Source organism: bacterium, assembly GCA_019912885.1.
Lineage (GTDB): Bacteria > Lernaellota > Lernaellaia > JACKCT01 > JACKCT01 > JAIOHV01.
The window spans coordinates 1-11,216 of sequence record JAIOHV010000171.1 but is presented as its reverse complement, the minus strand read 5'-3'; the positions used below and the strand labels follow the sequence as shown (position 1 = coordinate 11,216).

At 65.7% G+C, this 11,216-nt stretch carries 12 protein-coding genes and 1 pseudogene; 5 read left to right on the top strand and 8 right to left on the bottom strand.

Annotation, left to right across the window (positions count from 1 at the left end; translation table 11 throughout):
- Positions 1-253 precede the first annotated feature (253 nt).
- The 5 genes and pseudogenes from K8I61_14980 to K8I61_14960 form a co-directional block, all read right to left on the bottom strand.
- Positions 254-469: pseudogene (locus tag K8I61_14980) on the bottom strand (2-oxo acid dehydrogenase subunit E2).
- A 23-nt stretch (positions 470-492) separates the two neighbouring features.
- A complete protein-coding gene (locus tag K8I61_14975; GenBank protein ID MBZ0273340.1) occupies positions 493-1,473 on the bottom strand; it encodes an alpha-ketoacid dehydrogenase subunit beta in 981 nt (326 codons plus the stop codon).
- Positions 1,466-2,560, bottom strand: coding sequence for a pyruvate dehydrogenase (acetyl-transferring) E1 component subunit alpha (pdhA, locus tag K8I61_14970; GenBank protein ID MBZ0273339.1), 1,095 nt, complete (start codon positions 2,558-2,560; stop codon positions 1,466-1,468). The genes K8I61_14975 and pdhA overlap by 8 nt, the downstream gene beginning before the upstream one ends.
- Before the next feature lie 165 nt (positions 2,561-2,725).
- A complete protein-coding gene (locus K8I61_14965) occupies positions 2,726-2,878 on the bottom strand; it encodes a hypothetical protein (protein ID MBZ0273338.1) in 153 nt (50 codons plus the stop codon).
- Positions 2,879-2,927: 49 nt separating this feature from the next.
- Positions 2,928-3,575 carry a histidine phosphatase family protein gene (locus tag K8I61_14960; protein MBZ0273337.1) on the bottom strand — a complete coding sequence of 216 codons (648 nt, stop codon included), beginning with the start codon at positions 3,573-3,575 and terminating at the stop codon, positions 2,928-2,930.
- A gap of 288 nt (positions 3,576-3,863) precedes the next feature.
- Between K8I61_14960 and K8I61_14955 the strand changes: the two genes are divergently transcribed.
- The 3 genes from K8I61_14955 (at position 3,864) to K8I61_14945 (ending at position 8,386) form a co-directional block, all read left to right on the top strand.
- A complete protein-coding gene (locus tag K8I61_14955) occupies positions 3,864-5,678 on the top strand; it encodes an RDD family protein (GenBank protein MBZ0273336.1) in 1,815 nt (604 codons plus the stop codon).
- Between the two features lie 123 nt (positions 5,679-5,801).
- Positions 5,802-7,394 carry a glycosyltransferase family 39 protein gene (locus tag K8I61_14950; protein ID MBZ0273335.1) on the top strand — a complete coding sequence of 531 codons (1,593 nt, stop codon included), beginning with the start codon at positions 5,802-5,804 and terminating at the stop codon, positions 7,392-7,394.
- Entirely contained in the window at positions 7,394-8,386 is a 993-nt protein-coding gene (locus K8I61_14945) for a BtrH N-terminal domain-containing protein (GenBank protein ID MBZ0273334.1), read from the top strand. Before K8I61_14950 ends, K8I61_14945 begins: the two co-directional genes overlap by 1 nt.
- Positions 8,387-8,389: 3 nt before the next feature.
- On the opposite strand, the gene K8I61_14940 is transcribed toward K8I61_14945, so the two are convergent.
- Positions 8,390-8,824 carry a type II toxin-antitoxin system VapC family toxin gene (locus K8I61_14940; protein MBZ0273333.1) on the bottom strand — a complete coding sequence of 145 codons (435 nt, stop codon included), beginning with the start codon at positions 8,822-8,824 and terminating at the stop codon, positions 8,390-8,392.
- Positions 8,817-9,107 (bottom strand): hypothetical protein, encoded by a 291-nt coding sequence (locus K8I61_14935; GenBank protein ID MBZ0273332.1) that lies wholly within the window; start codon positions 9,105-9,107, stop codon positions 8,817-8,819. Before K8I61_14935 ends, K8I61_14940 begins: the two co-directional genes overlap by 8 nt.
- 82 nt (positions 9,108-9,189) lie before the next feature.
- Between K8I61_14935 and K8I61_14930 the strand changes: the two genes are divergently transcribed.
- Positions 9,190-9,438, top strand: a complete 249-nt coding sequence (locus K8I61_14930; protein ID MBZ0273331.1) for an AbrB/MazE/SpoVT family DNA-binding domain-containing protein — start codon at positions 9,190-9,192, stop codon at positions 9,436-9,438.
- On the opposite strand, the gene K8I61_14925 is transcribed toward K8I61_14930, so the two are convergent.
- Positions 9,435-10,208: a hypothetical protein gene (locus K8I61_14925; GenBank protein ID MBZ0273330.1), complete on the bottom strand. Its 774-nt coding sequence runs from the start codon at positions 10,206-10,208 to the stop codon at positions 9,435-9,437. The genes K8I61_14930 and K8I61_14925 overlap by 4 nt on opposite strands.
- A 205-nt stretch (positions 10,209-10,413) precedes the next feature.
- On the opposite strand from K8I61_14925, the gene K8I61_14920 reads away from it, so the two are divergent.
- The coding region (locus K8I61_14920; protein ID MBZ0273329.1) for a DnaJ domain-containing protein at positions 10,414-11,216 on the top strand (803 nt) is incomplete at its 3' end.

Below are 11,216 nucleotides of genomic sequence, written 5' to 3'. Positions count from 1 at the left end.
GCGCCAGGCGGCGCGTCGCCGGCGCCGCGGGCACGGGGCCGGCGGTGCGTTCGCGACCGGCGGGCGCGGGTTTGGCCGTTTCGCCGTTTTCCGCGGTTTCGTCGGGAAGCACGCGTTCGCGGGCGGAGGCGTCGTCGTCGCGTTTTTCGGCGGAGCGTTTTTCGTCGGCGGGGGCACCCGCTCCCTGACGGTCGCGGCTCTGTTCGCGGGTCTTGTCGCGGCTTGGGGCCGTGCCGCCCGTGTCGATCTCGGCGATGACATCGCCCACGTGCACGACGTCGCCGACCTCGCCGTTCAGCTTGACGACCTTTCCGGCAACCGGCGACGGGATCTCGACGGCGGCCTTGTCCGTCTCGATTTCGACCAGGTCGGCGTCGGCCTCGATGGTGTCGCCCACGGAGACGTACCACTTCAGGATCTCGCCCTCGTGGACGCCTTCGCCAAGATCCGGGAGCACGAATCGGAACACGGTATCCTCCCCGGCCGCGGCCGTCAGAAGTCGAGCGTTTCCTCGATCGCCTTCACGACGCGCGCGGGCGTATGGATGAAGTCGTTCTCGCGGCCAAAATACGGCGTCACGATATCGTATCCCGTCAGCCGTTTCACGGGGGCTTCGAGATACAAGAGCGCCTCGTCGTTCAGGCGCGCGACGATCTCCGACGAAATCGAATACGAGCGCGGCGCCTCCTGCACGATGACGCAGCGGCCCGTTTTTTTCACGGACTCGACGATCGTGTCGGAATCCAGCGGCGAAACCGTCAGCACGTCGATGACCTCGGCGTTCACGCCGCGTTTTTCCCGCAGGCCGTCCACCGCCTCCAGCACGACGGGCATCATGGCGCCCCAGCCGACGACGGTGATATCGCCGCCTTCGCGCACCACCCGCGCCTGGCAAAGGGGCAGCACCTCCTCCTCGTCGGGCACCTCTTCGCGGAACGAGCGGTAGGAGCGCTTGGGCTCCATGAACACGACCGGGTCGGGGTCGCGGATCGCGGCCACCATCAGCGCGCGGGCGTTGCGCGGACTGCTCGGCAAAACGATCTTGCAGCCGGTGACCGCGGAATACAGATGTTCGCGGCTTTCCGAGTGATGCTCCAGCGCGCGCACGCCCGCGCCGTACGGCATGCGCACGACAAGCGGGCACGTCAGCCAGCCCTGCGTGCGCGTGCGGAAGCGCGAGGCGTGCATCTCGAGCTGATGCAGCATGATGTAGGAAAATCCCGAGAACTGCATCTCGGCGACCGGTTTCAGGCCGCCGATCGCCATGCCGATCGCGGTGGCCAGGATGCCGGATTCCGCAAGCGGCGTGTCGATGACGCGCGCCTCGCCGAATTCGTCCCACAGCCCCTCGGTCACGCGGAACACGCCGCCGTCGCGGCCGACGTCCTCGCCGAGCATGACGACGGTCTCGTCGTTTTTCATTTCCTGGCGCAGGGCGAGGTTGATCGCCTGGACCATCGTGAGTTTAGCCATCGGATTCTCCCCGCTGCAGGGGAAGCGCGTCCAGGAATTCCTTGCGCTGCCGCTCGATGTACGGCACGGATTCGGCGAAAACGTGGTCGAATCCGAGATCGGGTTTGAATTCGGTCACCGCCTCCATCTCCTTCACCATGCCCTCGATCTCGTCCTTTACCTCTTTTTGCAGCGCGTCTTCCTTCTTCTCGTCCCAGAGTTTTTTGTTTTCCAGGTAGATGCGAAAGCGCGTGTTCGGATCGCGCTTCCACCACTTCTTGACCTCTTCCTCGTCGCGATACTTCTTCGGGTCGTCCGCGGTGGTGTGCATCATCAGGCGATAGGTGACGGCCTCGATGAAATACGGTCCCTTGCCCGCCCGAGCGTGCTCGAGCGCGTCCTTGCTCGCCTTGTACATCGCGAGCACGTCGTTGCCGTCCACCTGCAGGCCCGGCATGCCGTAGGCGATCGCCTTCTGCGCGATCGTCTCCGAGCGCGTCTGCTTCTTGCGCGGAACGCTGATTGCCCACTGGTTGTTGTGGCAGATGAAGACGACCGGCGCGTCCCACACCGCGGCGAAGTTCATCGCCTCGTGGAAATCGCCCTCGCTCGTGGCGCCGTCGCCCATCGTCGTCACGACGGCGAAGTCCTTGTCGCCGAGATGCCGCCGCGCGTACGCCAGCCCGACCGCGTGCGGGACATGCGTTCCGATGGGGATCGCCAGCGGGAAGTTTCGCTCGGCGATCTTGTAATTGCCCTCCTCGTACCCGCGATGGAACACCAGGTATTTCACGAGCGATTCTCCGCGCAGGTAACGCAGGTTCACGTCGCGAAACGCGCCGACGTACCAGTCGGTGTCCTTCATGGCCATCGCCGTGCCGGCGGAGCAAGCCTCCTGCCCCGTGGAGGGCGGAAACGTGCCGATGCGCCCCTGCCGTTGCAGGCGCAGCATGCGCTGATCGAACTCGCGCGAAAGCACCATCGAGCGGTACAGACGCAGCAGCTCGTCCTTGGGGATTTTCGGATCGAGCTTCGCGTCGACCTTGCCGTTTTCGTCGAGAATCTGCAGGTAGTCGATCTTGAAATCGGCGACTTGCGTAAGCGGCATGCGTCGCTCCTTGTCATGGAAAATCCGGCAGGCCTGGGCGGGCGGCCTGGGCCGCGCCTTGAGCGCTGTCCGGACAGGCGATATGCGGCACAAAAAGACGCGGTTACTGAGCCGGTCCATTCACGCACGCGATGATGGCGCGCGTCAAGATCGCGCGGGTCAAACTCAATGGGGAATTGGGAATTGCGAATGGGGAATGAAATCTCTGGCGTTGCGTGCGTTCGTGCCATATGCGCCGGCGCGCGCTTCGCGCAGCGCGCCGAATCGCGGCTCGCTCGCCGACGGGTCCATGACGTCCATTCCGTCCATCATGTCCATTTTGTCCATCAGGGAACGGTGCGCGGGCGCACCAGGGAAGTCCGCCTCCCTACCCCCTCGGCCTCAGCCTCAGATGCGCCATTTCGCGCAGGTTCAGGCCGACCAGGCGCGCGCCGGAATCGCTGTGACGCACCACCGCCGCGGTAGCGTTCTGGATGTCGAAGCGGAAGAAGTGGCGCGAAAGGTCCAGGTCGAGCAGCAGGTTCAGCGCGACGCGCGTCGTGCCGCCGTGGCTGACGACAAGCACCGTTTCGCCCGCGTGATTGGCGAGTACATCGTCGAAGATCGCGCGGCGCACGCGTTCGCCGAACACGCCGAGCGTCTCGCCGCCCTCGCCCGTGGCGTTCATGGGGTCGTTCGTGAAGCGGCGGATCGCCTCCGGATCCTTTTCGGCCAGCTCGCGAAACGACAGCCCCTCCCACGCGCCGAAGTCCTGCTCGCGAAGGTCAGGCAGCACCGTCGCGGTAACGCCGCGACCGGCCAGAATCGCCTCGCAGGTCTTGAACGCGCGTTCAAGGGGGCTCGTATAAGCGGCGTCGAATTTCACGCCGGCGAGGCGCTCGGCGACCTCCACCGTCTGCGCGACGCCGCGCTTTGTCAGCGGGCTTTCCGAATCGCCGCAGATGACCTCCGCGACGTTCGCCTCGGACTCCCCATGACGCACGAGAAAAATGACGGTTTGAACGGGCCGGCTCATGGCGGCGCGAACCATAAGGAGAAAACAGAAAATAGGAAATAGGAAAGAGAGGAATCGCAAGGCAGCGGAAGCGCCGAAAAACTGGCGATGCCCGCGCGACGAGCGATAGCAAGCGGCCGGCTCCGGCTCCTTGGCGTCTGGGCGTGAGAGAGAGGTTACCTGTCCAATTCGCGGTTCGGCATTCGCCGTTCCGCGTTGGCTTGACCCTCGCGCGCGGGGGAACGACAATGCGTTTTCGCTCATGCCTCCTAACGAAAAAACGCCGCTGCCGCGTATAGAAAAACAACGATGAAATGCCCCAAGTGCGGCTTCGTCAGCTATAACTATCTGGACACGTGCAAGCGCTGCGGACACGACCTGGCCGCGGTCCGGCGCAAGCTCGGCATCGAGCCCGATCCGAAAAGCGTGTTGCTGACGAGCGGTGCCGCGCCGGAGCGCGTACCCGGGGGCGAGGGCGCCGCGCGCGAGCCGATCGAGCCGCGCCGCGCCTTCCGGCGCCGCCTCACGGAAGACCGCCGGGCGGGCGAGGAGCCCGTGCTTCTCGATACGCGCGACGCCGAACGCCGCGAGTTCGACGGCCGGCGGCTCGACGACCTGGTCAGCCTGGAAGAACTGGAGCGGCGCCAGGCCGAGCTGGCCGCGGAACTCGAACGCGTCGAACGCGCTAAGGCCGAATCCGAGCGCCGCGAGCAAGAGCTTCGCCGGCGCGAGGCCGAGTTGGCAGAAAAGGAAGCGTGGGCGCCCGGGCGCGGAGGCCGGGGCGCCGCGTTGCCCGAATCACGCGCTTATACCGAGATCAGCACGCCCGCCGCCGAACCCGATCCCAACCGCGAACACGCCCTTTCGATCCGCCGGAACATTGAACAGCAAGCCGACGAGCGCCGCCGCGAGGCGCAGATTCGATCCGCTAACGCGCATCGCGACGCGATCCTGGCGATCGCCGGCGAGGTAGCCGAGGAGGGTTTCGGCGACGAGGGCGCGCCGCGTCGCGCGCGATCCGCCGAAGATTTCGTCATCGAGACCGAGGAAAAAGAACTCGACGACGACGTTGTGCGGAAGCAGCTCGAAGGTCTTGCCATCGATTGGGACAGTGCGCCTGTCGCGGACGTCGATGCCGCGGCGCCGTTCGCGGCGCCCGACGAGCTTCCCCGCCTGGACGCGGAGAATCTTGGATACCGCGGCATTCCGCAGGCGCATGAATACCTGGAGCTGCTTGCCGCGCGCGCTCGTGGAACCGAGGCGCCCCCGATCGAACCCCTCGCGGAAGCGGTCGCGGAGACGGCCGAACCGGCGGCCGAAATCGAGGCCGATATCCTCCTCGCGCCGGAGAGCGTCCCGGAACTTGCGCCGGAGCCGGACGCCGGCCTCCTCGTGGAGGAGATCGCGCCGGAAGCCCTTTTGGACGCGCCGCCGGCGGCCGCGAGCGACGACGCCGACGAATCAGCGGAGGAAGTGCCGCCCCCGATCCGCGCCGTCGTGGATCTCGCGCCGGCCGAGGAACCGGAGGCGCCGTTCGTGTTCAGCGGGCCGGTGGCGGCTGTCGTGCCGCATCCCGTCTCCGATGAGGCCGATGCGGACATCGACGCCATATTCGAGGAAGAGATCGTCGAACCGGAAACGGTCGAAGAGGAGATCGAACGGACGCACGTGCGCCGCCGGCCGAGGCACCGCCCGTCGGTGCGCAAGGGCGGCCTTGGCGTACGCACGCTCGCGGGTCTCATCGACGTTTCCGCGCTGGCCGTCGTGCTCGGTGTTTTTCTGCTGGCGGGGCGCGGCGTGCTGTTGCTGATGGGCGATACCGCGAACGTGGCCGATTACATGCGCCTCTCCGGGCCCTTTTACATTCTCTTTCTCATGATCGGCGCCGCGTACTTCACGTTTTTCGTCGGCTCGACCGGGCAGACCCCGGGGATGATGGTGTTCGGCCTGAAGGTCGTGAACAAAAGCGGCGGCGCGATCGGCTACGGTCTCGCCTTCCTGCGCCACGTCGCCAGCCTGTTTTCCGCGCTGTGTTTCGGCATGGGGTTCATCTCCATCCCGCTCGACCACAACAAGCAGGGATGGCACGACAAGATCACGCAGTCCGTGGTGGTGAGGGTTTGACACGGGAATAGACTGGAAGTCCGGAAGGTCATCGCATTCGATTGCGATCCCGCGGAGTTCACTCCGCGCGCCGGGCGTGTAAGGACCTTTCAGCCTTTCAACCTTTCAGTCTAAATTTGTCTCGTGCGCTTTCCCCTCGTCCCCCTTGCCGCCGTTTTCGTCGTTTTTGCGTTCGCCGCCCGCGCGTGGAATCTTGACGGCGCCGGCCTGAACACGGACGAGTTGCACATCGCGAAGGTGGCGTTCATGCCGGCCGAGGGCGACCTGACGCGCGACGTGCATCCGCCGGTGTTCCCGACGCTCGTACGCCTTGTGGGCGGCGCGCTGCCGTTTTCGATCGAAGCGAAGGTGCGCGCGGTGTCCGTCATCGCCGGGACGTTGCTCGTCGGGCTGCTCGCATACGTGGGATTTCTCGCGCACGGATCGCGCGGGGCGATCGCGGCGTCCGCGCTGTCGTTCCTTTCGCCGAACCTTTTGGCGTTTTCGCGCCTGGGGCGCAGCTACATGCTCTTCGCGCTGTTCGGCGGGATCGCCTTCGTGCTGACCTGGCATCTGGCGCGCCGCCCGCGAAGGCCGCTTGCGCTCGGGCTGGCCGTCGTCAACGCCCTGATGCTGCTGACTTTTTATTACGCCGTCTATGTCGTTCTCGCGCAGGCCGTGCTGGCGCTTGTCGCGGGGCGGCGCGATCCGTTTTTCCGCCGCGCTCTCCTTTTGGCCTCGGGGCTCGGCGTGCTTGTCGCGTCGCCGTGGTTTGCCGTCGCCATCGGGCAAGCGGCGCGCGCGGTTTCCGGTGGCGGGTGGTACGTCTGGCCGCCGACACCCTACGAATTCGCGCGCCGCGCCGCGCAGGCGTTCGCGTATTTTTCCCCGCTCGCGGCCGCCGGCGACTACGCATACAGCTTCGGCAAGATCACGGGCGCCGCGGTGACGGCAATCCTGGCCGCGGGCGCGTGGGCGCTGGCGTTTTTCGCGGCCCGGCGGCGCGGCGCGGACATGTTCGGATTCGCGTTGTCGGATCGCTTCGGCACGCCCGCCCTCGGCCTGCCGGCGGTGTTTGTCGGCGTCGTGTTCGTTCTCGGATTTCTCGCACACGTCGTCTTCGGCGTTTGGGTGGGGCTCATCTACTTTGCGTGTTTCGCCGCGCCGTCGATGCTTGTCGTCATGCTCGCGCTGCGCGCCCTGTCCGGCGAGCGCGTCCGCCTGGCCGCGGTCGGCGTGCTGCTGGCGGCGCAGGCGCTGATGCTGCCGGGCGTGCGTACGATGCATCGCGAGGATCTGCGCGAGGCCGTGAGCCTCTACGACCATTCCGCCGTCCCGGGCGCCGTCGTGTTGACAAGCGCGCATTTCGTCGCCGACGCGTTTCACGTTTATTCGAACCGCGAGGGCCCCTTCGTGCCGCTGCCGACGGGTCTTCCCGGCCACGAGGACGCGGGGCGAGAGTCCGCCGCGTTCATGACCACCGCGGATCGCGCCGCGTTCGTCACCGTCGTGACCGGCGCGCCCGAGGTGTGGCTGGTCCTGTCGCACGAGACGCGAAACGGCGTTGACCGGGGCGGAACGCTCGCGCGCGGGTGGCTGCGTCAGTTGGGATTTGTCGACATGGGCGAAACATCGCTGCAAGGCGTGCGTTGGTTTCGCTACATTCATCCGGATGCCGCGACGCCCGGCCCCGCATGGGGCGTCGCGCGCCGCACGGCCGGGGAGCTTGCCGCCTGATGCAACGCATGATCGAAGGCTTTCGGCACGAACAGGGATTCCATTGCGGATCCGGCTCGTTGCGCAATCTGCTGCGCCATTTCGGGCGCGGCCTGTCCGAGCCGATGTGCCTGGGCATCGGCATGGCGCCGGCGTTTTTCTACTTCGAGGCGCCGCGCAGCCCGAGCCGTGTTTTCATGGGACGCAGCCCGACGATGGAGGAGGACTTTTTTCGCCTGCTTGGCATCGATGCGCCGATCCGGCGTCACGAGAACGCGGTGGACGCATGGCGCGCGGTGCGCGCCGCGATCGACGAAGGCCGGCCGGTGCTGCTCCAGGTCGATATCCGCCACATGCCGTATTTCAACACCCGGACGCACTTCCCCGGCCACAAGGTGCTGCTTGTCGGTTACGACGAATCCGCGGGCGACGCCTTGATCTCCGACACGGAATATCCCGGCGTCATGCGCGTGCCGCTCGATGAACTGGCGAAGGCGCGTACCTTTCACGATCCGCTTTTTGATCTGTCGTACCAGTGGTGGGACGTGCGGGGCGTGCCCGCGGTTCTTCCCGTGCGCGAGGCCGCGCGAGCCGCGATCACCGAACTTCCCGCGCGCATGTTGCCCGACGGAGATTTTTTCGGCGTACCCGCGATGCGGCGTTGCGCCGACGCGCTGTCCGGCTGGGCCGACGCCCAGGATTGGGCGTGGTGCGCGCGGTTCGCGTATCAGATCATCGAAAAACGCGGCACGGGCGGCGCGAGCTTCCGCGCGAAATACGCGGACTTTCTGCGCGAAGCCGCCGCGAACGACGCGGATGTCGCGCGCCTGGATCTTGCCGGCGAGATTTCCGCGATCGCCGCGCTCTGGACGCGCCTGGCGTCCCAGATGAAATCGATCAGCGAGCGCGAACACCCCGGCGGCTTCGACGCGCCCGCCGCGACGCTGCGCGAGATCGCGGATGCGGAGGAACGCTATTTCCGGCAGGTGATGGCGGAATTGCCGGAGGGGTGAGCGTCAGCCGCGCCATTCGGCAATCGAAACCACCTCATAATCAGGACCGCGAACATTGCGCAATATCGCCTTGTCGGCCGTGACGAGCGCCGATCGAGTGTTGCGCGCGAGTGCGACGTATATGGCATCGTAAGCCGTCAGATCGAATCGGACCGCGATGCTCAACGCGCTTGCCAGGATCGTCTCGCTCGGCAGGCGCTCCAGCGGAAGCTCCGCCAGCACGCCGAGGCAAACGCCGGCCTTCTCCGGCGACATGTGTTTCAATCGAATCCACGTGCGAAACACGTTTGCGCACTCCGCAAAAAATACGTCGGGAACGTAAACGGGATGCGCTTGCGTCTTGACGAGATCGATGAGGCGGCGGGCGTTGTCACTGTGATCTTCCTGCTGGAAAATCTTGACGGCGACACTCGCGTCGATGACGTAGCCGTCACCCACCGAGAATATTGCGAAGGCGCTCTTCGCGAGCCTGGCGAATGATCTCGACGCTGTCCGGGATGTTTTTCGTGCGTTTCGTGGTCCGGCGAATTTCGTCGGCCTTTGCCAGCAATTCCTCGACGCGTTGTTTTCGTTTCCGGTTTTCCATCGCGTCCGAAATCATGACAAGGGCTTGAGCCGTCACCGAGCGGTGCTCCTTGCGCGCCTCTTCTCGGATCTCATTCAGTAGATCCTCCGGCACATTCCTTATCTGCAGGCTGGGCATGGCAACGTCCTCCTTCATGAAGTTTGCACCGGATTGCATGCATTTTGCAAGCACAATGACGGCTTGATGCAAGCTGCAAGACGATGCATTCGTTATCCTTATGACGTCGAAGCTGCGAATTTCAAAGTCTGGTCGAATCACGATTCCGAAAGCGATTCGCGACACGCTAGGCCTCATTCCGGGATCGCCAGTCGAGTTGGACGTATGCGACGGTCAATTGATCGTCACGCGCGCGGTCGAATTCACACCTGGGCGCGGCGAAGAACTCGTGCGTCATCTGCGTGGAGCCGCGACAGGCGGCATGTCGACTGACGAAGTCCTTGAGATGATGCGCGGCAAGCGCCGCTAACGCAGCCCCACCATCAGCACCAATCCCGGCGCGCCGGCGACGGGCGCGGGAGCGAGGATGATCGGCGCGCGGCGCGATAGATCCTCCGGCTCCTTCAGTTTGCTCAGACGTTTTTCGGCGTCGGCGAGGATCGTCGGCTGCGTCCAGATTGTCGCCTCCCCAAGGACAAGCGTGCTGAAACCCTGGATCAGGCCGTCGGTCTTGTTGCCGTACTTGTAAACGTACGCGCCCGACGCCGCGGCGATGAACAAGACGCCGGTGTGGCGCAAAAATTTCCGCCCGTCTCGCTCGGTGCGCGCGCCTGTCTTGAGAAATTTCCGGCCCTGCTCGAACTTTGCCGCGCGCGCTTCAGGGGTATCGCCGCGAATTTCGCGGAACTCGCCGGCGTAACGCATCGAATGAAAGCCCCACCGCGTATGGCGCGATACCACAAGCTCGATCACGCCGATCCCTGCCAAAGCCGCGCCCGTTTCGGCGGCGATGCGCGCGTCGGAATCCTGAAACGCCAGCGCGCCCGCGCCGTTCATGACGACCATCGTCGAATTGAAAACAAGCCACCCTGTCCACCACGAGCGCGACGGTTTTTCCGCTTCATCGAAAGCGCGCTGCAACTCGTCGATGCGCTCGACGCGCCACGCATCGAGCGCGGCAATGCGATCGGCGGACGGCGCGACCGGCGCCGCTCCCGTCGAGTCCTGTGCGGTCGCGGTCGAAGTCGCGAGCAAGCACGCGACGACGATCGCCACGAGTATCGAAGGCCGTTTACGCACGGCGAGACTTTTAGACGGGCGGCGGCCGGTTGGGAAGCGCGGCCCGCCCGACCTGAATGCCGGAAGCGCGCGTTCCGGGGTCCATTGGGTCCATGATGTCCATCTTGTCGATATTGGAACAATTCGGGCACGAGCGAGCGAAAGGAACCGGCCTTTGCCAGCCCGAAGCAAAAGAAATAAATTCCCGTGCGCAAGAAGGACTTCGATGACGCCGCACGATTTCAAACCCGCCGATCACTACGACATCCTCGGCATCCCGCGGGACGCCAACGAACGCGCGATCAAGGAGGCCTACCGGCGTCTCGTGCGCACGCTGCATCCGGACGTGAACGCGGACCCCGCCGCGCACGATCGATTCCGCGCCGTCTCCGAAGCGTACCGCATCCTGTCCGATCCCAGCGAACGCAAGCGCTACGACATGCGCCGCCTGCTCTACCTCTCGCCGCTTTTCGGACGCCTCCGCCGCGTCGTGGACGATCCCGCGCGCGTCGCGGCAATGGCCGCCAGGGCGAAAAAGGTGCTGGAGCGCCTGGCGTCGCCGCCGCGCGAGCCGCGTCCCAAACGCGGGCGCGATCTCGCCATCGAGATCGGCGTCTCGTTCGCCGACGCCTTCACGGGCGCAACGCGCCGCGTGACGTTCGCGCGCGATACCGATTGCGACGCTTGCGCCGGCACCGGATTTTCCGTGCGCGTGCCGTGCGAGGCCTGCCACGGCGCGGGATATTTCGCGCACGAGGCGTTTCCCATCGCGCGCAAGCGATGCCCGCGCTGCGCCGCGCGCGGATGGATCGGCCGCGAGCCGTGCGTTGTGTGCGACGCAACCGGGCGCGAATCGGTCGAGGCCAAACTCGCCGTCAAGGTGCCCGCGGGCGTGTCGACCGGAACGCGCCTGCGCCTTTCGGGGGAGGGCGAGCGCGGCCACGCGGGCGGCGCGAACGGTGATCTCGTCGCGCGCGTCGCGGTCGATTCGGACCCGCGCTTTCGCCGCGAGGGGCGCGACCTCGTCAC

Coding starts and splice junctions, on each gene's coding strand:
- K8I61_14975 (MBZ0273340.1), bottom strand. CDS start 1,473: ATGGCTAAACTCACGATGGTCCAGGCGATCAACCTCGCCCTGCGCCAG.
- pdhA (MBZ0273339.1), bottom strand. CDS start 2,560: ATGCCGCTTACGCAAGTCGCCGATTTCAAGATCGACTACCTGCAGATT.
- K8I61_14965 (MBZ0273338.1), bottom strand. CDS start 2,878: ATGGACATGATGGACGGAATGGACGTCATGGACCCGTCGGCGAGCGAG.
- K8I61_14960 (MBZ0273337.1), bottom strand. CDS start 3,575: ATGAGCCGGCCCGTTCAAACCGTCATTTTTCTCGTGCGTCATGGGGAG.
- K8I61_14955 (MBZ0273336.1), top strand. CDS start 3,864: ATGAAATGCCCCAAGTGCGGCTTCGTCAGCTATAACTATCTGGACACG.
- K8I61_14945 (MBZ0273334.1), top strand. CDS start 7,394: ATGCAACGCATGATCGAAGGCTTTCGGCACGAACAGGGATTCCATTGC.
- K8I61_14935 (MBZ0273332.1), bottom strand. CDS start 9,107: ATGAAGGAGGACGTTGCCATGCCCAGCCTGCAGATAAGGAATGTGCCG.
- K8I61_14930 (MBZ0273331.1), top strand. CDS start 9,190: ATGACGTCGAAGCTGCGAATTTCAAAGTCTGGTCGAATCACGATTCCG.